This is a genomic window from Mycobacterium sp. Aquia_213, from assembly GCF_026625985.1.
In the GTDB taxonomy this organism is placed as follows: domain Bacteria; phylum Actinomycetota; class Actinomycetes; order Mycobacteriales; family Mycobacteriaceae; genus Mycobacterium.
Genome location: NZ_CP113116.1, coordinates 2,625,542 through 2,647,049, shown reverse-complemented (window position 1 = coordinate 2,647,049; position 21,508 = coordinate 2,625,542). Strand labels below are relative to the sequence as shown.

The window sequence follows — 21,508 nt, the reverse complement described above, 5'->3', positions numbered from 1 at the left end:
GCACGGAATGCAACTTGACAGGTGTTACATCTCGTTGGAGCGTGCGCACAGCATCAGGTCCGATGATGCCTTCTGACATGTTCCTCAACTCCATTGACAGGGTGTGCGGGATGGAACTACGTCAGCTCGAGTACTTCATTGCTGTGGCAGACGAAATGAACTTTTCGCGTGCCGCACAACGGGTCCACGTCGTTCAGTCCGCCCTCTCCACATCAGTCAGCAAGCTGGAGAGGGAACTCGGCGTCGAACTGTTCAATCGATCCAAGCAGCAGATCAAACTCACCCCGGCCGGTGAGTTGTTCCGCGAGCATGCGCGCCGCATCATTCACAGCGCTCGGCTGGCCAAGGATTCCATCAACGACTACCTCGGCGCGCTCTCCGGGACCGTCGAAGTGGGTTCACTCATATCCTTTGGAGCGCTGGACGTCCCTAAGGTATTGGGTGAATTCCACCGCACTTATCCATTCGTCCAGATCATTCTGCGGCTGAGCACGCCGCGTTCGACCCCACATCTGTCGGCGATTGCCGAAGGCTCGCTCGACCTTGCCTTCGTGTCCGCCCCGGACCGCTTCCCAACCGGTATTGACATGCGGCTGCTAGCTGAGGAGCCGATGGTCTTTGTCTGTAGGCCCGATCATCATTTGGCGCAGCGCGACCGCATCGCCATCATTGAGCTCGCCCACGAGAACCTGATCGGCTTCCCCGCCGAATTCGGCCTGCGCCGCGTCGTGGAGAACGCCTTCACGGCAGCCGGCATCGCGGCGCGCACTCGGTACGAAGCGGCGGTCAACGACGGGGTCGCATCCAGTTTGGTGGAGCACGGATTGGGCACCATGTTCATGCCCGCGAGCGACGCCAGCCGTTTTCCGAACCTCCGAGCGGTGCCGTTGCAACCAGAGATTGTGTGGCCGATCTACCTCGCCATGGGTGGGCCGGCACGGATCTCGCCGGCCGCCGCGAAGCTCGCCGAATTGATCTTGGCGTCGACGCAGCGTCCTGACCAGCGTTCGACATGCCAATCGCCCTAGCCGACAGCTTTTTTGGTGCGCCATCTGGTCGCGTCTGGAAGGGCTGAAAGGCCTTATCCAACGCCCATCTCTAATTTTGATGGCTCGGATCAGAACCATTCATTGGACACGATCACGCTTCGTTGCTCTGATGAAAAGACACAACCGAGCGCAAAGATTACGAGGTTGACGATCATGTCGCAGTCCACGCCGAGCCCGCATCTCGATGATCTTGCAGCGCGATTCGAACGCGACGTCATACCGTTGCGCGATCAGCTATTCCGTGCGGCACGCCGGTATAGCCAAAGCCACGCAGACGCCGAAGACCTCGTCCAGGAAACCATGATCAAGGCCTACGTCGGATTCGCGTCCTTCCGGGAAGGCACCAACCTGCGCGCATGGCTCTTCACGATCATGAACCACACGCGAATCAATCACTACCGCACCGCCAAACGTCGTCCAGTGGAGTGGTTGGCCGGCGACGTCACCGACTTTCTGATTCCCGCCGGGCCCCCGCAGTCGACCACCGGACGCTTGTCGGCCGAGGCCGAAGTGCTCGATTCGATCGGCGACCCGGAGGTTCGCCAGGCACTGCAGCAACTCCCCGAGTCGCAGCAGCTGGCCGTTTACTACGCCGACGTTGAAGGCTTTCGATACAAGGAAATCGGCGAAATCCTGGACATACCACTGGGTTCAGTCATGTCTCGCATCCACCGTGGCCGCAAAAACATGCGGAAGTTGCTGCTGGACTTCGCTATTGAGCAGCGATACATCCGCGAAGGCGACGTCGTGGTAGCCGCAGCCTAATAGCAAGTAGGCACAGCCTAAGGGCGAGGGGCAGATCGCCGCATACGCCTTGTCGTCAGCCGCCGAAGGGCGCTCCGTCGAACCGGTCCGAGGTGACGAATTCGGAGACCGGCCGTCGTCGCAACTTCGTCACTTGGCGCACGGGCTTGCCTAGCGGCACCATCGCGGCGATGGCATATGTGTCGGGTATGCCGAGAAGATCTTTTGCCCGCGGCTCCTCGGCGACAACCATCGTGGTGAGTACTCCGCCGTAGCCTTCGTTGCGCGCGGCCAGCAACACGTTCCATACGAACGGGTACACCGAAGCGCCGGGTACCACCGCGATCCGATCGAGATCCTGATCGGTGGCGGCCACCACAGCGAGGTTCACCAGGATCACCAATACGACCGGCGCCTCACGAAACGGCGCCGACATCTGCGCAGGCGGCTGCGCCGCCTCGATCGCGGACGCGGCTACGCTGGTCGGCTGCAATGGATTCCACGGGGACTCGCCATTGGCGAGCTGCGCAGTGTAGCGGCGCGCAGCGGTGAGCCCGAGATCCGCCAACGCGGACCGAGTGTCCGGATCGCGTAACACGATGACGCGCACGCCCTGCCGGTTGCCGCCGGTCGGTGCGAAGCGGGCGTGATCGAGGATGCGCCCGAGAACCTCATCGGGAAGCGGATCGTCGGTGAATTCGCGCACTGCCGGGGTAGATCGCATGACGTCGTACAACTCCATGCCCACCATCGTGCCGTAGCCGGCGACAACCGTGTTCAGGCCGCGTCGTGGAAAATCAGTCCCAGCGTGTAGCGCCGGCCGGAACGGACGGCGGACACACCGTGGCGTACCGGGGCCGCCGACCATCCTCGCGTCGATCGCACGGGCCGTTCCCTGGTGGTGAAGACGTAGCCGTGTCCGTGCGGCAGCGTTGTGGCTGTCCCTCGTGACTGAGCCCGGGCCCGCTGCTCCACGAGCAGGAATTCGCCTCCGGTGTGCGCCACGCTCGGCTCGTTGAGATTGATGACGACCTGCAGCGGAAACACGAGGTCTCCGTATAGGTCTCGGTGCAGAGCGTTCCAATCGCCCGGGCCGTACTTGAGCATCAATGCGGTGGCTTTGGTCTGTCCGGCGCGATGGCACATGTCCAGCCATTCGTCGAGCGTGTCGGGCCACGGGGCTTGGCGGCCGAGCTTTGTCCACCAGTCACGGGCGATCGGCAATAGCCGTGGGTAGAGCGCCTGTTTCAGGTCTTCGATCGGACCCGGATAGGGCTGTTTGAAGTAGCGATACTCGCCCTGCCCGTAGCGGTGTGTGCCCATATCCACGACGGCGCGAAACAGACTGTCGTCGGCGTACAGATCGATCATCGAAGCGCACTCGGCGGGGTTGATCAGCTCCGGCAGCAGTGCACCGCCGACATCGTCGAGGTCGGCGGTGACGGCCTCCCAGTCCGCGGCATCGACGCGCTTACGCCAGGTCGACGGCATCAGAACAGCTTGCCAGCCATCGCGGGTGACGGCTCCTCCAACTCCAACAGGAATCGTTTGCGCTTCAGGCCGCCCGCGTAACCGGTTAGCGCGCCGTCCTTTCCGACGACCCGATGACACGGCACGACGATGCTCAGCGGATTGCGTCCGACGGCCTGGCCTACTTCGTAGGCGGTGGTGCCGTCGGCCAGCTCGGCGGCCAGCTCGCCGTATGTCTTCGTCTGGCCGTAGCCGATGTCGACAAGCCGATCCCAGATTCGGCGCCGAAGCGGGTCGCCCGCCAATGCGATTGGAAGATCGAATCCGGTGCGCTGTCCAGCGAGGTACTCCCGCAGTTGCTCGCCGGCGCGACGGAACAGTTCGTCGGCCGCCGGTTCCACATACTCACCGAGGGCGTCCGCTGTGGGCGGGTGCCAATGGTGCCGGAAATACACACCCTTCAGAGCGCCATCGTCTGCGACGAGGGTCAGCTCGCCCAACGGGCTGTCGATCCTCGTGTGTCGTGCTGTCATCGTTCAACCTCCTTTATCGGTAGACGATGAGCGGTCCGAAAGCGTGAGATGAGGTGCGAATTGATTTCTCACATTCCACGATGCGCCGACGTCTTCACATCAGGAGCAGGAGGAAATCTCACGGTGAAGGCCGACCAGCACGTCAAGTTGCCCTTTGAGGCTGTCGTGGCGCAGCACGGCGCGACGGTATTGCGGGTGGTGCGCGCCGTGGTCGGCCACAGCGACGCCGACGACGCCTGGTCGGACACCTTCCTGTCGGCGTTGAAGGCCTACCCGCAATTGCCGGGCGACGCCAACGTCGAGGCGTGGCTGGTCACGATCGCGCACCGCAAAGCCATCGACATCACCCGCGCGGCGGCACGACGGGCCGTCCCGGTCGCCGATACCCCCGACTCCCCCGCCGGGGAACGAGCCGATGGCCACGATCTCGACCTGGACACGGCCGTCGGTGCGCTGCCACCCAAGCAACGCCAGGCCGTGGCCTACCACTATCTGGCCGGCCTGCCCTACGCGGAGATCGCAACGATCCTCGACAGCAGCGTCGCTGCCGCCCGCCGGGCGGCAGCCGATGGCATCGCCACCCTGCGGCGCACCTATCCCCTCATCGACACTGCAAAGGAATGACCATGACCCCGACTGACCTCGCCCATCACTACCCCGTCGACCCGGACCATCTGCAGCGCCTGCACGCCCGCCTGGAAACGAACGCCGCGGCCGGCGATCTACTCGACATCGCCTACCGCACAGTGGACTCCGCTGTCGGGCCGCTGTTGGTGGCGGCCACCCCGCTCGGACTGGTTCGGGTGGCGTTCGCGAACGAGGATCAGGACGGCGTGCTGCTGGCGCTCTCCGAGCGGATCAGCCCCCGGATGCTCGAGGCGCCGATGCGGCTGGATCCGATCGCGCGACAGCTCGACGAATACTTTGCCGGCCGCCGGCACAGCTTCGATGTGGCGCTGGACTGGTCGCTGTCGCACGGATTTCGACGCACGGTCCTGGAACACCTCAATACCGACGTCGGCTACGGCGCCACGGCGAGCTACGCGGCGCTGGCGCAACTGGCGGGCTCCCCCAAGGCGGTACGCGCGGTGGGCACCGCGTGCGCGACCAACCCGATCCCCATCGTCGTGCCCTGCCATCGGGTGATCCGATCCGATGGAACCGTCGGCGCCTACCGGGGCGGACCCGTCGCCAAACGCACGCTGCTCGACCTCGAGCGGGAGGGATGACGACGGAAAGGCCGGCGCGCAACCGCGTCTCACCACTGGGCGAGATCATCGCCGTCGGAGGCCGGGGCGCCTGGATGGGCAACCGTGGGCGTCTGCACGAAGGGCGCGGCACCCGCGACATCGTTCGCAATCATCAACACAAGACCTGGATCACCTGCGTGCTGTCGTTCCGGGGCCGCCGAGTCGCGCAGTGGGAAACGAAGCGCTACACGCCGCTGTTCTTCCTCGACGAGGCGGTGGCGCTGGCTGCCGGACACCGCCCGTGCGGCGAATGCCGACACCGCGCCTACCAGACCTACCGATCGCTATGGATTGAAACACATTGCACGACACCGCTTTACGCTAAGGACATCGACGCTGCGTTGCACCACGAACGGATGGACAAGACTGGCCACCGCGCTGCGTGGGACGAATTGCCCGACGGAGTATTCGTTGCCACAGATTCCGGACCGGCGGCCGTCGTCGGTGACCACCTCGCGCTCTGGGGCCAAGACAACTCCTATCGGCACAATTTGCTTCGCCCCAACAGCGGCGAGGCCACGGTGCTCACCCCGCCGTCCACGATGCGAATTTTGCGCGCCGGATACCCCGTTCAGATTGACGACTCCGCCCGATAACCCATGGTCCTGACATTGTTCCCGCTGTGTATGGTCAAACTGGCCAGTCGGCGCAAGGGAACAGAGAACACCCATGGCAAACGCGTTGCCCGAGAACGCCTTCACCTCGCCGCAGGCGCTGGATCCCGATCTGCGTAAGGTGGCCCGCTTTCTGCCCCGGGGATACGCGCTGCATCGCGGCTACAAGGTCCAGCGGGCCATCATGCTGGCCCTGGGCAACGCCGGCCGACTCCGCGATGTGCCGGTGGTCAGGGTCAACGAACACGTCAAAGTTCGTATGCACCGCCCAGCCGGCCTCCCCGAGCGGGCGTCCGCGCTGCTGTGGATCCATGGCGGCGGCACCATCATGGGGACCGCCGTCCAGGACGATAAGTTCTGCCGCAAGCTATCTCGCCTGACCGGTGTCGCAGTGGCAGCCGTTGAGCACCGACTCGCACCCGAGCATCCGTACCCGACACCGCTCGAAGACTGTTATGCGGCGCTGCTCTGGCTGGCGCGCCAGCCGTGGGTCAACCCGGACCGAATCGCGGTCGGCGGAGCAAGCGCCGGCGGACATTTCGCGGCCGCGTTGGCACACCGGGCACACGATCGCGGCGAGATCAAGCTTGCCTATCAGATGCTGGTCTACCCGATGCTCGACGATCGCACGGGCGTCAACCGTGACGGCCCCAAGCGCATCATGTGGACCGAAACCGACAATCAACTGGCCTGGCAGTGGTACCTCGACGGAGCAGACCCCGTCGAGGCGGCCCCGGGGCGTCGCCCGGATTTGTCCGGGCTGGCCCCGGCCTGGATCGGTGTCGGGACGTTGGATCTTTACCACCAGGAGTGTCTGGACTACGGGCGGCGGCTGCGCGAGACAGGCGTGCCCGTCCACGAGGAGATCGCCCCCGGCGCGTTCCACGCGTTCGACCACATCGTCGACAAGGCGCCGATTTCGGTGAAGTTCTTCGCCAGCCAGCGCGACCATCTCTGGGCCGCCTTGGCCGCGCCGGCAGAAGACCAGCCAGGCTAAGCGCTTACCCAGAAATTGCGGTGTACGCGTTCGAATTTCGCGATCGTGCGCCGCAGGCAACGGTCGTTCGAGCCGACCCGGCCGGTAGTCGAATCAGGCTAGTTGACTGCAAAATGTGCAGAACGTGCAACTATGGGGGTATGGCCAACCCGATGGGACTGCGCGAGCGGCGTCGCCGCGAGACCAGCGCAGACATCCGCGACGCCTCGGTGCGGCTGGCCCTCGAGCGTGGATTCGACAAGGTGACCATCGAGGAAATCTGCGCTGAAGCCGGAATCTCGACGCGCACGTTCTTCAACTACTTCCCGAACAAAGAGTCGGCCATCGCCTACGGCCCCTCGGACATCCCGCCCGAGCTGGCCGCGGATTTCGTCGCGGCCGGACCCGCTCCCTACTCAGTGGTGCTGGCCGAGCTGATCACCCTGGCCGCGCACCATCTGCGCGACGTGCCCCCGCTGCGCGAGCAGGCCGCCCACATGCTCGAACTCGCCAAAACCTCCCCCGCGGTGTTGGCCGCGTTCCTCGCCGACCTGGAGCGCTTTCAGCTTCAGCTGGCCGACATCATCGTGCGCCGCCAGGATATGAAGCCGGACGACGAGATGGCCGCCCTGATTTCCGCGCTGGCGTTGACCGCGGTGCGTTCGGGCCTCGAAAAGTGGGCAAACAGCGAGCCGGTGGATCCCGACGACACGCCGATGCCCTATGTCGAGCGGGCCGCCGCGCTCGTGAACAGCATCTTTACAAAGTGATCTGAAACACCGCCGGCAAATGTTGCATGATGTGCAAGATATGCACATCATGTACTATGCGCTGGTGGCGGTGTTCGGGGACGCTTCCGCAAAGCGAGGCACGCGTCGGTACCGGAAACGACTGCCGGCGCGCGCCGTCAGCGTCATCTGCAAGCAACGATCGGGCGCGCAACTCACGGCTAGGACCGAAATCCGATGCTGAGTCATGCCGCTCGTGCGCACGAATGCCTGCAAGTTACGCGGGCGCTGGCCACCCGACGGTGACGAGAAAAGGACTCACGTAGTTGCTGCTATCCAAGATTGTGCGGAACGCATGGTTGCCGCTCTTGATCGTGGCGGTTGTGATGGTGGGCGGCTTTGCCGTGGTGCGGGTCAAGTCTTTCTTCGGCGCCAACGACACCGGCATCCTGACGAGCCCGCGACTCGAGGACTCCAAGCCGTTCAAACCCAAGGTCGTCAAATACGAGGTCTTCGGCTCGGCAAGCCACGCCAACGTGAACTATCTGGATCTGTCCGGAGACCCCAAGCGGATCGACGGTGCACCACTGCCGTGGACATTGGTCCTCAGCACAACCGCCCCGACGGTCTTCCCGAACCTCTCAGCGCAAAGCGACGGCGACTACCTCGGTTGCCGCATCACCATCGATGACGAAATCAAGGACGAGAAGATAACCAATGGCGTGCACGCCCTGACCTTCTGCCTGGTGAAATCAGCATGAGCACAACGTTCAACGACACGCGCACCGACGCCCTTCCCGCGGCTAAAGAGCCAGTGCGGGAAAAGATCCCGCGTTTCATCCGGAAATTCGCAGTACTGATCATCCTGGGCTGGATCGGGCTCATTGCGGTGCTCAGCACGATCGTCCCCGACCTGGACACGGTCGGGAAGATGCGCTCGGTGTCGATGGCACCCGACGATGCACAATCGGTGGTCGCGACCAAACGCATGGGCGCGGTGTTCAACGAATACAAGTCCAACAGTTCGATCATGATCGTCCTCGAGGGCCAAAAGCCGCTCGGTGCCGATGCTCACGCCTACTACGACGCGATCGTTAAGAAGCTCGACGCCGACACCAAATACGTTGAGCACGTTCAGGACATGTGGAGCGACCCGCTGACCGGGGCGGGCGCGCAGAGCAACGACGGCAAGGCCGCCTACGTCCAGGTCTACCTCGCCGGTAATCAGGGCGAAGCGTTGGCCAACGACTCCGTCGAATCCGTCCAAGACATCGTCAAAAGCATGCCCCCGCCAAACGGCGTGAAGGCCTACGTCACCGGGCCCGCCGCGCTCTCAGCGGATCAGCACATGGCGGGTGATCGCAGCGTCCAACTCATCACGATGTGCACGTTCACCGTGATCATCGCAATGCTGCTGTTGGTCTATCGGTCGGTCATCACGCTGCTGCTCACGCTCGTGATGGTGGTGCTGGAGCTGTCGGCCGCGCGCGGAATGGTCGCGTTCCTGGGCTACCACAACATCATCGGGCTCTCCACGTTCGCCACCAACCTGTTGGTCACGTTGGCGATCGCGGCCGCCACCGACTACGCGATCTTCTTGATCGGCCGCTATCAGGAAGCCCGGGGTAAGGGCGATTCCCGAGAAGACGCCTATTACGACATGTTTCACGGCACCGCACACGTGGTGGCGGGCTCCGGCTTGACCATTGCCGGCGCGACGTTCTGCCTGCACTTCACCAACCTGCCCTATTTCCAGACGCTGGGAATCCCGCTGGCCATCGGCATGGTGGTCGTGGTGGCGGCGGCACTGACGCTCGGTCCCGCCGTCATCGCGGTGGCAACCCGTTTCGGCAAGACGCTCGAGCCCAAGCGCACGCAGCGTATTCGTATGTGGCGCAAGGTCGGTGCCGTCGTGGTGCGCTGGCCCGGGCCGATCCTGGTCATGACGATCGGGGTCGCGCTCGTCGGCTTGCTGACCCTGCCCGGCTACCGCACCAACTACAACGACCGCAATTATCTGCCTGCCGATCTACCCGCCAATGAGGGATACGACGCCGCCGATCGGCACTTTTCGCATGCGCGAATGAACCCCGAAGTGCTGATGATCGAAAGCGATCACGATCTGCGCAACTCCGCGGACTTCCTGGTCATCGACAAGATCGCCAAGACGATCTTCCGGGTACCTGGAATCTCCCGCGTGCAAGCCATCACCCGCCCCGAGGGAAAACCGATTGAGCACACCTCAATCCCGTTCCAGATCAGCATGCAGGGCGTCAGCCAGCAGATGAACCAGAAGTACCAAGAAGACCAGATGGCCGACATGCTCAAACAGGCCGACATGATGCAGACGACTATCGACAGCATGCAAAAGATGTCAGACATCACCGCGAAGATGGCCAACGATATGCACCAGATGGTCGCCAAGATGCATGCGATGACCCTGGATGTTTCTGAATTGCGGGACCACATGGCCGATTTCGAAGATTTCTTCCGACCGATTCGCAGCTACTTCTACTGGGAAAAACACTGCTTCGACATCCCGGTGTGCTACTCGTTACGATCCGTCTTCGACCTGTTCGACGGTGTCGACACGATGACCGATGACATCCAGAGCCTGCTGCCCGTCATGGATCATCTCGACACTTTGATGCCTCAGATGGTGGCGCTGATGCCAGCAATGCTGGAAAACATGAAGGCCATGAAAGTCACGATGCTGACCATGTATTCGACCCAAAAGGGTCTGCAGGATCAGCAAAGCGAGGCGCAGAAGAACTCGAACGCGATGGGTAAGGCATTCGACGCGTCCAAGAACGACGACTCGTTCTACCTGCCGCCGGAGATCTTCAACAACGCCGAATTCAAAAAGGGCATGAAGAATTTCATCTCCCCCGACGGCCATGCGGTGCGCTTCATCATCAGCCACGACGGCGATCCGATGTCGCAAGAAGGCATTTCGCACATCGCCGCCATCAAGAAAGCTGCCTACGAAGCGCTCAAGGGCACGCCGCTGGAGGGCTCCAAGATCTACCTCGGGGGCACCGCGGCCATCTTCAAAGACCTCAGTGACGGCAACACCTACGACCTGTTGATCGCCGGAATCGCTTCGCTCTGCTTGATTTTCATCATCATGCTGATCATCACCCGAGGTGTGGTGGCCTCGGCGGTCATCGTCGGCACCGTCTTGCTCTCACTGGGCGCGTCGTTCGGGTTGTCGGTGCTGATCTGGCAGCACATTATCGGCATCGAGCTGCACTGGATGGTGCTCGCGATGTCGGTCATCATCCTGCTCGCCGTCGGTGCCGACTACAACCTGCTACTGGTCGCGCGGTTCAAGGAGGAGATCCACGCCGGCTTGAACACCGGAATCATCCGGTCGATGGGCGGCACCGGCTCGGTGGTCACCTCGGCCGGGTTGGTCTTCGCCTTCACGATGATGACCATGGCGGTCAGCGAGTTGACCGTCATCGGCCAGGTGGGCACCACCATCGGTTTGGGCCTGCTCTTCGACACGCTGATCGTGCGGTCGCTGATGACGCCATCCATTGCCGCGCTGTTAGGCAAGTGGTTCTGGTGGCCGCAACGAGTGCGGCAACGCCCGATCCCGTCGCCCTGGCCGAAGCCCGCCACGGAGCCCGAATCTGTAACTGCCGCTACGTAACCCACTCCGGCTGCTCATCGGTTTGCACAGCGGAGAAGTCTTTGTGACCTAACCCGGCCGTGGTGCCGCCGTCGACCACGAATTCCGACCCTGTCGAATAGCTGGACTCGTCGCTGGCCAGATAGACCACCAGGTGCGAGACCTCCTTGGGTTCGGCGGCCCGGCCCAGCGCGGTCTGGAAGATGTCGTCGGGAACCCAATCGGTCATCGGGGTTTTGATCAGGCCGGGATGGATTGAGTTCACCCGGATTCCGCTGGGCCCAAGCTCCAGCGCCGCCGACTTCGTCAGACCCCGGACAGCGAATTTCGTCGCGGTGTACCCGTGGCAGGCGATGGTGCCGGCGATGCCTTCGATCGAGGAGATGTTGATGATCGAGCCTCGTCCGGCTTCCTTCATCGGTTTGACCACGGCCCGGATACCGAGAAACACACCGGTCAAATTGATGTCGAGGATCCGCTGCCACTCCGAGAGCGCGTAGTCCTCAAAGGTTCCGATGTTGATGATGCCCGCGTTGTTCACCAGCACGTCGATGCCGCCGAATTCGCGCAGCGCGGTTGCCACCGCTGCATCCCAGTCGTCGGGCTTGGTCACATCGAGGTGCAGGTAACGAGCCGAGTCGCCGACCTCCGCTGCTACCGCTTTGCCTTCGTCGTCGAGGATGTCGCCGAACACGACCTTGGCTCCCTCCGCCACCAGCATCCGCACGTGCGAGGCGCCCATCCCCCGCGCACCCCCGCTAATCAGCGCAACCTTTCCCGCCAACCGCTCTGCCACTACATATCTCCTGTCGTGTCGGTGCGCCAGGCCTAGACGCTGGCGATCACCATACATATACGCAGGGTTGTATGACCAGACCTTCCGTTCTCGATGACTTCGGCCAACGCCGATCCACCGAAGCCATCGATTGCGGCCTCAGTCTCGTCGCAGGTGGCTGTGGGCGATCTGCTTCAGTTCGTCGAGCCCGTCGAACAGTGTCCGGCCTTCGATGATCCAGTCTTTGAATTCGCCGTGCCGCCTGGGCGGCTGCCGCGCGTGCCAATCGGCCAGGTGCAATTGGTAACAGGAGTAGTCGACCATCAGTGCCCTCAGCGCTGAATCAGCAAGCAGTGCCTCGTCCGACACCGAAGACAAGAGTGCGGACAAATCGACGAAAGCGGGCGATGCACGGTGCGCCATGGTTATTCGGTTTCCTAATGGCTTCATCGGGGGCCGCTCCGCGGCCAGCTTAAACTCAGACTCGTCTAGTATCACGGCCGGCGTCGTGGCCGAAAGTCCCTCGCCCGAGCGCCGAATTACTCATTGGCCCAAGCGTCAGGCTCACGCCCTGGCGACGCCAGACGGCTTGGCTAGTAAAGGATTTCACTTTGTCCGACGCGGGTTGGATCCGCGTTTGCGGCGACGCGCGCCGCTGGCCATGACTAACCGCGCAACCCCATCCTCGATTCCCGCGGCCAACGCGTCGATGTCGGGCGCGGTGTCGTAGTCGGCGGTAATGCCGAACACGAAGTTGTCCGCATAGCTGAGCATCGCGACGGCGGTGCGCAGCTGAAGAGCGATCGGAGGTATCGGCAGGACTTCCAGCACCTGCCGGCCCATCAGTTTTTGCCTATTCCGTGGGCCGGGAACATTGGTCGCCACGGCGACCACCGCCTTTTGCGGCAACCGGGTCAGCAAGCGAATGGCCCACGCCGAGAACGCGAACGGGACACTTTTGGCCGCCGAAGTCAGCGCGCTGCCACCTTCGCGTTGACCGCTGGCCTTGGCCCGCGCAAGCCGACTGTGCACCAGCTGCAGCTGCTGCACCGGGTCCGCCTCATCGACCGGCAGTAACGGCAGCATCGCGGAGACCTGGTTATCGGTCATGTTGAATTTGCTCGTCGCGCGGACCGAAACCGGAACAAGTGTGCGCAACGAGTTGCGGCCGGGCTGCTCACCGCGGTCAAGCAAAATCCTGCGGTAACTGTCCGTGATTGCCGCCAGCGCCACGTCGTTGAGCGTCACGTCGAATGCCTGAGAAACCTCCCGCAGGTCAGCCAACAGAACCCGGGCCGCACTGTAGCGTCGCATCGTCGTGACGGGTCCGTTCAGCGACGATTCGGGCGTCGCGCTGAGCAGACTGGCCGTCAGTTCGGCCGCACCCACCGCCATGTGTTCGGCTGCGGCCACTGCGGCAAACGCACTCCGGGCAATCCCGCTCACCCAGCTCAACGGGTTCAAGCTCACCTTCGGCAGACCAAGCCAATGCCGGACCGGCTCCCTGGCCGCGCGAATGTCGGTGGCGAAGCTGTCGCCGCCGCCGCCATCGCTGAACTTCGCCAGCATCTGCGTTGTCGAGATGCCGTCGGCGATGCAGTGGTGAATTTTGGTCAGCACGGCCCACCGGTTGCCGCTCAGCCCCTCAATGATCCAGCAGTCCCATAACGGGCGCTCGCGATCAAGGCGCCGCTCCATCACAGTCGCGACCATCTCGAACAATTCGGCATCGTCGCCAGGATGTGGCAATGCGAGACGGTGCAGGTGCCGCGAGATTTCGAAGTGCGGGTCATCCACCCATTCGGGTGAGCCGAGATCGAGCGGATGAGTCCGCAGGATCTGTCTGCAGCGCGGGATTGTCGGTACCCGTTCGGCGAACACCGAAACGAACTCGTCGTAGCTCGGAGCCGGCCCTGCCATGATCGACACGCCGCCGACCGCCAGACTCACGTGCGGATCGGAGTCTTCTACCTCGAGGAAAGTGGCATCAAGGGCACTTAGATGCTCCATCTCGCTACTGTGCTCTCTCGCGTTGCCCGCGGTGAGGGTCGAAAGTCCTGAAAGTGGGCGGCGGCTGGCGGTACAGGGCGGCACCCGCGGTGGTGCCTGCACCGGCGGCGATGAACAGAACCTGCGCGCCCGCCGACAGCCGGTCGACCTGCCGCTCGAACGCCGCCGCCAGCGCGGCGGTATGCACCCGCTGATCGTCAGCGACGCAGATCTGGTCGACCGGCACCCCCAGCCGGCTGCTCAACGCGGTGCGATACCCGTGCCGCGCAGGTGCAGCGACAATCATGTCGATATCGGACAGCCGCACGGATTGCGCTTCCAAGCAGGCGTGCGCCGCCTGCGCGGCCACCGCTGCGAATCGCTCATCCATCGCGGCTGACTGAGCGAACCGAAGAACGTTACGCGCGTCAGCGAATCCGACTGTTGCAGAGAATATCTCGGCACCATCTGCCGCATCGTTGACATTCACCCAGGACACACCGCGAAGGCCGTAACTGTCATCGGTCCATCCGCACAGCAACGCCGCACCGGCGGCCGAAAACGGAAAGTGCTCGCTCATGCCATGACCCGGATCGGCATCACTGGCCACGACGAGCGCGCGGCGGACGCTGTGCGTTCGCAGGAATCCGTCGACGATCTGCAGCGCGGTAAGTAGTCCGCAGGCGCCGTTGGCGATATCGAAAGAGAAGGTGCCGTGACCGTCATCGTGAGGATCCTCGGGATTGGCCCCGATGTCATCCTGAATCAGCGCGGCCAGCGCAGGCTCCCCCAAATTGCGGTCGCGGTAAATCCCCGCATTGACCACAAGATCCAATTCATTGGGATCGCATCCGGCACGCTGCAGACAGTCCTTGGCGGCACCGACCGCGATGTGCAGCGCGCTGTGCCGGTCACGCCAGCGGGGGTGCGCGATGTCGACTCGATCAATGACTGTCCCCATAACGGCTCACCAACTCCTCATCCAGGGTCAGTAAAACCACGCCGATCTCCAGCCCCGAGGCCAGCGCAAGCAGCGCGATCCTTTCTCCGGCCTCGATTCGTCCCGCCTCGAGTTCCTCGACGAGGGCCACCGTATGGGTCGTCGATGCCGTGTTGCCGTACCGGTCGACGGTGATCACGGCGTCGTGCCGCGGACTGTCGCCGAACGACTCCGACATTCGGACCATTCCTTTGCGGATAGCACGTGCCGAAGTCTGGTGGGTGATCACGTGGTCGATGTCGTGAATCGAAATGCCAACGGTGTCAAGAACTTCGTGCAGCAGCAGCGGAGTGTTGGCAATCGCGGCCTTCTGGATGGCGCGGGAATTGGTGAACATCCGCGCGCCCGGATCGTGGCCCTTTGGATACGCCAAGCAGAGCCGGCTGTAATCGGCGACCGTGGTGAACCCGGCAAGGACGATTCCCGCTGAGCCGGCGGGAGCCCGCTCCAGCAGAAGTGCCGCGCCGGCATCACCAAGGGTCAGGCAGGCGAGCTCTTTGCTCATGATGTTGCGGATGTGACGGGCCGCGTTATGGCCGAGCTGGGAGATGTATTCTCCGCTGACCACCAGTCCGCGCTCGACGATGCCCTGCCGGATCCAATTGTTCAAAATTGTTACCCCGGTGAGCATCCCGGCGCACGCATTCGAAACATCGAAGGTCATTGCCCGCGACGCCCCGATGCCGCACGCCACAGCACTACTCATAGTCGGTTCAAGCCACTGAGTAAACCCCCCGCGGAGCTTCGTGATACTGCAGCTGATAACCACGTCAAGCGACGCTGGATCCTGCTGCGCAGTGGTGAGACAGTTCAGTGCCGCGGAGGTGGCCAGAGTGTAGGAATCCTCGTCGCCCACCGAAACCCGGCGCTCGCGGATCCCGGTCAACCGTTCCAGATCGATGTGGGTGCGATGCCGTGTGGTCGCCATTAATTCGTCTGTGGTGAGGTGCGTCTCGGGCAGATGCCGGCCGGCACCTGCCAACCGGGCGACGAACGGTGCCGGCACCCCTTGTCCGTCGGTTTCCATCACCAGCCAATGCCGAACCATCAGCGATACCTCCTTCGGCGGCTACTGGTCGTCAGCGAGCCGAGCGCCGCTGATCTGCCTCAGTCACCGTCTGGATGGGTTGGAATATAAGTGTCGCAAGATGATTCGGTTCGTCCGGATCGGGAAGGCGCGCCGTGGCGCTGTCCCAGCCGACGGCGGCGATGGCGACTCGGAGATGATCAAGGACCGCACCGCAACTCAACGTCAGCTGTTATGCAGCGAAGGCGCATGACATGCGAGACTCACCGCGTCCCGGATCACGTGACAATCCGGCACCTTGACTGGCATGTCAACCACCTCATTGAGTCTGTGAGTCGACACTAGGGATTTCGTGTCGCTTGCTGACAGAGCCATTGGTCCTTAACCTCCGAGACGTTCGACTCCACCTGCAAGCCAGCCCGGTGAGCGCAGCGCGCAAGGCCTACGCGCAGGACCCGGCGTACGACCGCGACGGCTAGGAGTATCGGCTTTGCCCCGAGGCCACGCGGTTGCCCACCGTCAGAGTCACGGCAGTGTGTACGCCGGGCGGCTGCTGGCTGCCGGGCATGCGGTGACATTGAGCGCGCGTGCGGAGCGCTTCGCCGAGACGCGATCGACTCGTCCCGGTTATATGCAATCGCGCACTCAATCAGGATCGAGCGGTGATCGTCCGCAGACCCGGCGCGTAGATCGCTTGACACCAAACGTCATACGCAGCTTGGACAGAATGCTCAACCGATCCAGAGGTGTCCACCGGGTACGCGGTGTCCCAGCCGTTGTACCGGGACGCTAACGCTGCTGCAATCTCCGGAGTCGCATCGGAGTTTCCCCGCAGCCGAGTCGTAATTCTCTGGGCCGCCAGGTCCGCCGTTGTTACGCACACGAGTTCCACCATCGACGAAAGTGTTTCCGTGGCGAGCTGATGAGCGTGAGCACGAACATGCGGATCCCGCCAGGTGGCATCGAGAACGACTGATTGCCCGTTACCCAGCAACTCCCGAGCCCGGTCCAGGGCCACGTCGTAGACCGTTCTGACGTTATTGGCGCTATACAGCCCTGCATCAAGAGCGCCTGAGTCCCCGACTATGGTGTCCGCTTCCCGTAGTTCCCGGCGTATGTCATCTGTTGAAACTACTTGCGCCCCAACTCTTTCAGCCAGCGCACGGGCAACGGTCGACTTGCCCGTTCCCGGATTCCCACCGACCAGCGCCAGACGAACGCTGCCGTGTTCAAGGTGCTCGGTCGCAATGGCTAGGTGCCGGGACGCATCTACCGCAGCATCCAATTTGCCCTGTGACAACCGCATACAGTCGACCTTCGCCCTTACCACCGCGCGATAGGCGATGTAAAAGTCCAGCAGCGACGATGGCGCCGTATCGGCCGAGTGCACACCGTAACGCGCGAGGAAGTAGTCGCCAAGGTCTTTGCGGCCCAAGAACTCTAAGTCCATCGCTAAGAAAGCAGCGTCATCGATGCGGTCGACGTAACGCAGTTTGTCATCGAATTCCAGGCAGTCGAGTAGTGCCGGTTCGCCGTCGGCGAAAAAAATATCGTCGGCGAGCAGATCGGCGTGGCCGTCAACAATGCACCCCTCTTCGATCCGCCGCCTGAACAATGGGGTGCGGCCAGAGCTGAATTCGGCGGCAAGACGCTGAATCCGCGAGAGAGACTCGTAGGAGACCATCGAATTTGACTTGTCCGCATAGTGATTCAGTTCCAACAGGTTCTCATGCCAGCGTCCGGCCACCGCGCCCGCCTTGGCCTGGGCGTCGATCACCCGACTTCGCTCGGCATTCTCGTGAAAGCCAGCGAGCACGGCGGCGATGGTGTCAAGTACGCCGCGAACGTATTCGTCGGGGCCACGGGTCACCACGGACGCCAACCGGTCGTCGTCGTGGTACCGCCGCATGACGACGACCGGTTCGGCCGGCCCTCCGTCCGGATCGCTGAGATGCGCGACGCCGAAATAGCTGTCGGGAGATAGGCGGCTATTCAACTCGACTTCCCGGACGCATGCGCGCTCACGCTGTTGAACTGTCCGGAAATCGAGAAAGTCGGTCAATACCGGCTTCTTTACCTTGAACGCTCGGTCACCGACCAATACCACCACACCCGTGTGTGTTTCGTGCACATCCACGTAAGGCATCTCTGCCGTCCCCGAGCCGGTGAACCCGTTGGCCCTGATCGCAACCGCCATGATCGTAATTTCGCTGTCTCTAAGGGGATTTCGCGGAGAAACCTAGGAAGGCCGAGCAACGATCACAGGCACACGAACGGCTTGCACGACCGCGTTGCTGACCGAACCCAGCATCGCGCCGCTCAAGCAACCTCGACCGTGGCTGCCCAAAACGACCAGCTGGGCCGATTCTGACAGTTCGACCAATTGCCGGGCGGGCCGGTCACGAACAACGAGGCGCTGCACCGTGACGTCGGGGTAGCGTTCTTGCCAGCCCGCCAGAGATTCGGCCAGATTCCGCTCCTCTTCAGCGCTCACCGCTGTCCAGTCATGTCCAGACAGCTCGAAATACTCGACGTCGCTCCACGCGTGCAGGGCTTTCAGCTCGACACCGCGCCGTGACGCTTCGTCGAACGCGATGGCCGTTGCCAGCTCTGAGGCCGGTGACCCGTCGATTCCCACCAGAACCGGAGCGTGATCGGAATGCGGAAGGACCGAACCCTCGGCGTGAATCACCGCGACCGGGCACCGCGCGCCGTGCACCAAACCCGAACTGACCGAACCGAGCAAGACCCGGTCCACCGCGCCGCGTCCGTTGGAGCCGACTACGACCATCTCGGCCGCCTCCGACATTTCAATTAGCGTCGGCACCGGAGGTGAAGGCCTCACTTCAGTTGCTATTACCAGCTTCTGGTCTGCTTTGACGGCGTCCTGGGCGATCTTGATCGCCTGCTCGAGGGCTTGGCGACCGTCGTCTTGCTGCCATAGCGCAACTCCGCTCGGCATCGGGATCTGCGGAAAGGTCGGCACGAATGTGCTGAACATGTGGACCAGGGTCAACGAGACATTTCGCAAGGCCGCGTCACGCGCTGCCCAAACGACGGCGGCATTGGATGCGGCCGATCCATCGACTCCTACGACGATCCCGTGACGCCTCTCGAAAGCGGTCATTTGGTTCTCCTTCAGTCATTGAAAACGCTACTGCGGGAACAGTCGTCGATCATGAGGCTTTAGTAGCTACCCCATAGTCCTGCGACCTGGGCGGCCTAGGACGGCCGCGCGACGATCACCGGCATACGGACCGCGTGAACGACCGCGTTACTGACCGATCCGAGCAGGACGCCGCTCAGACCGCCTCGGCCGTGGCTGCCCACGACCAACAGCTGGGCCGATTCCGACTGCTCGATCAGCTGCCGCGCCGGCTGGTCGTGGATGACGAGTCGATGCACCGCGACATCCGGGTACCGTTCTTGCCAGCCCGCAAGGCGTTCAGAAAGATCCCGCTCGGCTTCGGACCTGGCCGCCGACCAATCAGCCCTGGGCAGTTCGAACAGCGCGGTGTCGCTCCATGCGTGCACCGCTTTCAGTTCGACCCCGCGACGCGACGCTTCGTCGAACGCAATGGCGGTCGCAAGCTCCGAGGCCGGTGAGCCATCGATCCCCACCAGCACCGGAGCGTGTAGTGGATCAGGCATCAATGGGTCTTCGTCACGAATGATTGCGACCGGGCAGCGTGCACCTCGCACAACACCGGAGCTGACCGAACCAAGCAACGCCCGCGCGACCGCACCGCGCCCATTGCTGCCCACGACGACCATCTCTGCCTGCTCGGACAGTCCGATCAACGCCCGGACAGGGGATTCGTGCCTCAGCTCGCACACGATTCTGATGCGGCAGTAGGCCTTCGCAGCGTCTTGGGCGATCTTGGCCGCTTCTTCGAGAGCGCGACGGCCGTAGTCGTCCTGCCATGTCAATGTGTCGGCTACAACGTCCATCTGCGGCCACACCGGCAGAGCCGGGTTCACCATGTGAACCAAGGTCAGTGGAATACGTCGCATCGCCGCATCGCGTGCGGCCCAGCAGACGGCGAAATTCGAGGCGGCCGACCCATCGACCCCAACGACGATGCCATAACGCTTCTCGGATGCCGCCATTTCGTTCTCCCTCAGTCACTTAGAACGCTACGGACCCAACAGCCGGTCAGTCATGAGACTTTCGTCCCCAACCCCATGGTCGGGAGGCCTTCATCGGCTGACCCTTGGTTGACCTCTCGGACATAGCGTCTCCCCTGCGTGCACGGACCCGGCGGGTGACCATCGCCACGGAAGGGGGGCCCAACGGCCCTGCTGAGGGGTCCCACCGCCGAATAGCGTTTCCAATTGAGCGCGGGATATCCCGCTAACACGGCTCTCAATCGGAGGATGCAATGAACCATCCGCAATCGCCACAACGGGTTGTTGTGGGTGTCGACGGCTCCGACGCAGCGATCAACGCGGCCAAATGGGCAGTTGCCGAAGCAATTAGCCGCGATGTGCCGCTGCGCCTGATCCACGCAATCCCCGAACGACAGGCAGATGGAGCCGCAGGTGATGAGAGTCTGGATATCGAGTACGGCGAAACAGCGCTTCGCGCCGCCTGCGCTGCGCTGCATGCGATCAGTGAACACGTCAAAATTGAAACCGACCTCGTGCACGGATCGCCCGCAGACGCTCTGATCGGCGAATCACGCCACGCAGCAATGATTTGCATAGGGTCCATTGGGATCGGGCAGATCGCCCGCAGGGTTCTCGGCTCGACCGCCGACGCGGTTGCGCAGAAGGCCCAGTGCCCGGTGGCGATCATTCGCCACAACCGTGGCGCCGACGAGTCGGGTTCCGGGTCGATCGCAGTCGTTGTCGACGAATCACCGGACAACGACGCCGTACTCGAGCACGGATTCAGGGAAGCGCGGCTTCGCGGTGCTCCAATTTTGGCGCTGGGAGTTTGGCGTTGGGGCCTGGGCGAAATTCCGTACCAGCAGCTCGAACATCGCCTTGGCCGCTGGGCAGCTGAGTATCGCGAGGTGCACGTCCGTCCGGCGGCCGCACGAGGTGGAGCCGCCGAATTCCTCACAAACACGCAGGAATCGGTTCAGCTTGCGGTGGTCGACAGCTCGGACGCCGACAAAGTCGCCCGCGTGGTGGGTCCGATCAACCCCCATTTCGGGCACGCCGGACGCTCGGTTCTCGTCGTGCGCTAGACGAACAGTCGTTACGGGTGCTTACCGACGGTCGAGGGAGGCAAGGCAGCGACCAACGGCGTGTCGACACCGACCGGACCTAATTCGGCGGCGCCACCCGGCGAGCCCAGTGGGCAATTCCGTCCTGGGAGTACCTGGCTGAAGAAGGCAGCGTTGTCGTCCAAGTGCTGTGCCTGGTCATCGGGCAGATCTCCTTCCCAGTAAATCGCGTCGAGGCGGCAAATCGACTTGCAAGCGCCGCAGTCCACGCACTCATCGGGATTGATGTACATCGTTCGCGCGCCCTCATAGATGCAGTCGACGGGGCACTCCTGAACACAGGACTTGTCCTTCACATCCACACAAGAAGCACCGATCACGTAGGTCATAAAATCATGAGGCTAGCCAAGACACGGCGAGAGACACGTCAGCCCAACGCCCTCAAAGGAAAGGACCAAAGTCCCTTTCCGCGTAAGAGCGTCGACCTCTGCGCGCTAGCTTCGACGGACGACAGTCACCGGGACTGTTGCCGACTGAGCTTG

General features: G+C 62.8%; 22 protein-coding genes. 10 read left to right on the top strand and 12 right to left on the bottom strand.

From position 1 onward, the window contains the following. The first annotated feature begins 110 nt into the window (after positions 1-110). Positions 111-1,028, top strand: coding sequence for a LysR family transcriptional regulator (locus LMQ14_RS12380; protein WP_324291136.1), 918 nt, complete (start codon positions 111-113; stop codon positions 1,026-1,028). A 174-nt stretch (positions 1,029-1,202) separates the two neighbouring features. Next, on the top strand, positions 1,203-1,814 hold the full coding sequence (locus LMQ14_RS12375; RefSeq protein ID WP_267734995.1) for a sigma-70 family RNA polymerase sigma factor: 612 nt from the start codon (positions 1,203-1,205) through the stop codon (positions 1,812-1,814). Positions 1,815-1,869: 55 nt separating this feature from the next. Here the strand turns inward: LMQ14_RS12375 and LMQ14_RS12370 are convergent, their stop codons facing one another. Genes LMQ14_RS12370 through LMQ14_RS12360 form a run of 3 tightly spaced genes read right to left on the bottom strand, consistent with a single transcriptional unit; the run spans position 1,870 to position 3,796 of the window. Further along, positions 1,870-2,535 carry a nitroreductase family protein gene (locus LMQ14_RS12370; protein ID WP_267734994.1) on the bottom strand — a complete coding sequence of 222 codons (666 nt, stop codon included), beginning with the start codon at positions 2,533-2,535 and terminating at the stop codon, positions 1,870-1,872. A gap of 35 nt (positions 2,536-2,570) precedes the next feature. Beyond that, positions 2,571-3,284: a 2OG-Fe(II) oxygenase gene (locus LMQ14_RS12365; protein ID WP_267734993.1), complete on the bottom strand. Its 714-nt coding sequence runs from the start codon at positions 3,282-3,284 to the stop codon at positions 2,571-2,573. Beyond that, positions 3,284-3,796: a methylated-DNA--[protein]-cysteine S-methyltransferase gene (locus LMQ14_RS12360; protein WP_267734992.1), complete on the bottom strand. Its 513-nt coding sequence runs from the start codon at positions 3,794-3,796 to the stop codon at positions 3,284-3,286. The genes LMQ14_RS12365 and LMQ14_RS12360 overlap by 1 nt, the downstream gene beginning before the upstream one ends. 123 nt (positions 3,797-3,919) lie before the next feature. Here LMQ14_RS12360 and LMQ14_RS12355 point away from each other — a divergent pair, with 123 nt between their 5' ends. From LMQ14_RS12355 to LMQ14_RS12325, 7 genes are all read left to right on the top strand, one after another. Beyond that, positions 3,920-4,420 (top strand): RNA polymerase sigma factor, encoded by a 501-nt coding sequence (locus tag LMQ14_RS12355; RefSeq protein ID WP_267734991.1) that lies wholly within the window; start codon positions 3,920-3,922, stop codon positions 4,418-4,420. Between the two features lie 2 nt (positions 4,421-4,422). Further along, a complete protein-coding gene (locus LMQ14_RS12350; RefSeq protein ID WP_267734990.1) occupies positions 4,423-5,025 on the top strand; it encodes a methylated-DNA--[protein]-cysteine S-methyltransferase in 603 nt (200 codons plus the stop codon). Then, the gene (locus LMQ14_RS12345; protein WP_267734989.1) at positions 5,022-5,642 is read left to right on the top strand and encodes a hypothetical protein; all 621 of its coding nucleotides are present in this window, start codon (positions 5,022-5,024) and stop codon (positions 5,640-5,642) included. The genes LMQ14_RS12350 and LMQ14_RS12345 overlap by 4 nt, the downstream gene beginning before the upstream one ends. Positions 5,643-5,715: 73 nt before the next feature. Continuing rightward, positions 5,716-6,657: an alpha/beta hydrolase gene (locus LMQ14_RS12340; protein WP_267734988.1), complete on the top strand. Its 942-nt coding sequence runs from the start codon at positions 5,716-5,718 to the stop codon at positions 6,655-6,657. A gap of 140 nt (positions 6,658-6,797) precedes the next feature. Continuing rightward, positions 6,798-7,406: a TetR/AcrR family transcriptional regulator gene (locus tag LMQ14_RS12335; RefSeq protein ID WP_267734987.1), complete on the top strand. Its 609-nt coding sequence runs from the start codon at positions 6,798-6,800 to the stop codon at positions 7,404-7,406. A gap of 302 nt (positions 7,407-7,708) precedes the next feature. Next, the gene (locus tag LMQ14_RS12330) at positions 7,709-8,125 is read left to right on the top strand and encodes an MmpS family transport accessory protein (RefSeq protein WP_420714641.1); all 417 of its coding nucleotides are present in this window, start codon (positions 7,709-7,711) and stop codon (positions 8,123-8,125) included. Continuing rightward, positions 8,122-11,022, top strand: a complete 2,901-nt coding sequence (locus LMQ14_RS12325) for an RND family transporter (RefSeq protein ID WP_267734986.1) — start codon at positions 8,122-8,124, stop codon at positions 11,020-11,022. Before LMQ14_RS12330 ends, LMQ14_RS12325 begins: the two co-directional genes overlap by 4 nt. On the opposite strand, the gene LMQ14_RS12320 is transcribed toward LMQ14_RS12325, so the two are convergent. The 8 genes from LMQ14_RS12320 to LMQ14_RS12285 all read right to left on the bottom strand — a co-directional run bounded on the left by LMQ14_RS12320 (position 11,015) and on the right by LMQ14_RS12285 (position 19,902). Next, complete coding sequence (locus LMQ14_RS12320; protein ID WP_267734985.1) at positions 11,015-11,797, bottom strand: SDR family oxidoreductase; 783 nt, start codon at positions 11,795-11,797, stop codon at positions 11,015-11,017. The genes LMQ14_RS12325 and LMQ14_RS12320 overlap by 8 nt on opposite strands. A gap of 138 nt (positions 11,798-11,935) precedes the next feature. Next, positions 11,936-12,199 carry a hypothetical protein gene (locus tag LMQ14_RS12315; RefSeq protein WP_267734984.1) on the bottom strand — a complete coding sequence of 88 codons (264 nt, stop codon included), beginning with the start codon at positions 12,197-12,199 and terminating at the stop codon, positions 11,936-11,938. A gap of 183 nt (positions 12,200-12,382) precedes the next feature. After that, positions 12,383-13,786 (bottom strand): WS/DGAT/MGAT family O-acyltransferase, encoded by a 1,404-nt coding sequence (locus LMQ14_RS12310; RefSeq protein WP_267734983.1) that lies wholly within the window; start codon positions 13,784-13,786, stop codon positions 12,383-12,385. 4 nt (positions 13,787-13,790) lie between these two features. After that, the gene (locus LMQ14_RS12305; RefSeq protein WP_267734982.1) at positions 13,791-14,726 is read right to left on the bottom strand and encodes a 3-oxoacyl-[acyl-carrier-protein] synthase III C-terminal domain-containing protein; all 936 of its coding nucleotides are present in this window, start codon (positions 14,724-14,726) and stop codon (positions 13,791-13,793) included. Further along, positions 14,710-15,813: a 3-oxoacyl-ACP synthase III family protein gene (locus tag LMQ14_RS12300; RefSeq protein WP_267734981.1), complete on the bottom strand. Its 1,104-nt coding sequence runs from the start codon at positions 15,811-15,813 to the stop codon at positions 14,710-14,712. Before LMQ14_RS12300 ends, LMQ14_RS12305 begins: the two co-directional genes overlap by 17 nt. A gap of 628 nt (positions 15,814-16,441) precedes the next feature. Continuing rightward, on the bottom strand, positions 16,442-17,938 hold the full coding sequence (locus tag LMQ14_RS12295; protein WP_420714680.1) for an AAA family ATPase: 1,497 nt from the start codon (positions 17,936-17,938) through the stop codon (positions 16,442-16,444). Between the two features lie 93 nt (positions 17,939-18,031). After that, complete coding sequence (locus LMQ14_RS12290) at positions 18,032-18,919, bottom strand: universal stress protein (protein WP_267734979.1); 888 nt, start codon at positions 18,917-18,919, stop codon at positions 18,032-18,034. 95 nt (positions 18,920-19,014) lie between these two features. Continuing rightward, positions 19,015-19,902, bottom strand: a complete 888-nt coding sequence (locus LMQ14_RS12285) for a universal stress protein (protein ID WP_267734978.1) — start codon at positions 19,900-19,902, stop codon at positions 19,015-19,017. A gap of 272 nt (positions 19,903-20,174) precedes the next feature. On the opposite strand from LMQ14_RS12285, the gene LMQ14_RS12280 reads away from it, so the two are divergent. Further along, entirely contained in the window at positions 20,175-20,987 is an 813-nt protein-coding gene (locus LMQ14_RS12280) for a universal stress protein (protein ID WP_267734977.1), read from the top strand. 11 nt (positions 20,988-20,998) lie between these two features. Here the strand turns inward: LMQ14_RS12280 and fdxA are convergent, their stop codons facing one another. Continuing rightward, positions 20,999-21,355, bottom strand: a complete 357-nt coding sequence (fdxA, locus tag LMQ14_RS12275) for a ferredoxin (protein WP_267734976.1) — start codon at positions 21,353-21,355, stop codon at positions 20,999-21,001. Positions 21,356-21,508 lie beyond the last annotated feature (153 nt).

Excerpts from the sequence above, each read along its gene's own strand:
- LMQ14_RS12380 (WP_324291136.1), top strand. The coding sequence starts at position 111 with ATGGAACTACGTCAGCTCGAGTACTTCATTGCTGTGGCAGACGAAATG.
- LMQ14_RS12375 (WP_267734995.1), top strand. The coding sequence starts at position 1,203 with ATGTCGCAGTCCACGCCGAGCCCGCATCTCGATGATCTTGCAGCGCGA.
- LMQ14_RS12370 (WP_267734994.1), bottom strand. The coding sequence starts at position 2,535 with ATGGAGTTGTACGACGTCATGCGATCTACCCCGGCAGTGCGCGAATTC.
- LMQ14_RS12365 (WP_267734993.1), bottom strand. The coding sequence starts at position 3,284 with ATGCCGTCGACCTGGCGTAAGCGCGTCGATGCCGCGGACTGGGAGGCC.
- LMQ14_RS12360 (WP_267734992.1), bottom strand. The coding sequence starts at position 3,796 with ATGACAGCACGACACACGAGGATCGACAGCCCGTTGGGCGAGCTGACC.
- LMQ14_RS12350 (WP_267734990.1), top strand. The coding sequence starts at position 4,423 with ATGACCCCGACTGACCTCGCCCATCACTACCCCGTCGACCCGGACCAT.
- LMQ14_RS12345 (WP_267734989.1), top strand. The coding sequence starts at position 5,022 with ATGACGACGGAAAGGCCGGCGCGCAACCGCGTCTCACCACTGGGCGAG.
- LMQ14_RS12340 (WP_267734988.1), top strand. The coding sequence starts at position 5,716 with ATGGCAAACGCGTTGCCCGAGAACGCCTTCACCTCGCCGCAGGCGCTG.
- LMQ14_RS12335 (WP_267734987.1), top strand. The coding sequence starts at position 6,798 with ATGGCCAACCCGATGGGACTGCGCGAGCGGCGTCGCCGCGAGACCAGC.
- LMQ14_RS12325 (WP_267734986.1), top strand. The coding sequence starts at position 8,122 with ATGAGCACAACGTTCAACGACACGCGCACCGACGCCCTTCCCGCGGCT.
- LMQ14_RS12315 (WP_267734984.1), bottom strand. The coding sequence starts at position 12,199 with ATGGCGCACCGTGCATCGCCCGCTTTCGTCGATTTGTCCGCACTCTTG.
- LMQ14_RS12310 (WP_267734983.1), bottom strand. The coding sequence starts at position 13,786 with ATGGAGCATCTAAGTGCCCTTGATGCCACTTTCCTCGAGGTAGAAGAC.
- LMQ14_RS12305 (WP_267734982.1), bottom strand. The coding sequence starts at position 14,726 with ATGGGGACAGTCATTGATCGAGTCGACATCGCGCACCCCCGCTGGCGT.
- LMQ14_RS12300 (WP_267734981.1), bottom strand. The coding sequence starts at position 15,813 with ATGGTTCGGCATTGGCTGGTGATGGAAACCGACGGACAAGGGGTGCCG.
- LMQ14_RS12295 (WP_420714680.1), bottom strand. The coding sequence starts at position 17,938 with ATGCCTTACGTGGATGTGCACGAAACACACACGGGTGTGGTGGTATTG.
- LMQ14_RS12290 (WP_267734979.1), bottom strand. The coding sequence starts at position 18,919 with ATGACCGCTTTCGAGAGGCGTCACGGGATCGTCGTAGGAGTCGATGGA.
- LMQ14_RS12285 (WP_267734978.1), bottom strand. The coding sequence starts at position 19,902 with ATGGCGGCATCCGAGAAGCGTTATGGCATCGTCGTTGGGGTCGATGGG.
- LMQ14_RS12280 (WP_267734977.1), top strand. The coding sequence starts at position 20,175 with ATGAACCATCCGCAATCGCCACAACGGGTTGTTGTGGGTGTCGACGGC.
- fdxA (WP_267734976.1), bottom strand. The coding sequence starts at position 21,355 with ATGACCTACGTGATCGGTGCTTCTTGTGTGGATGTGAAGGACAAGTCC.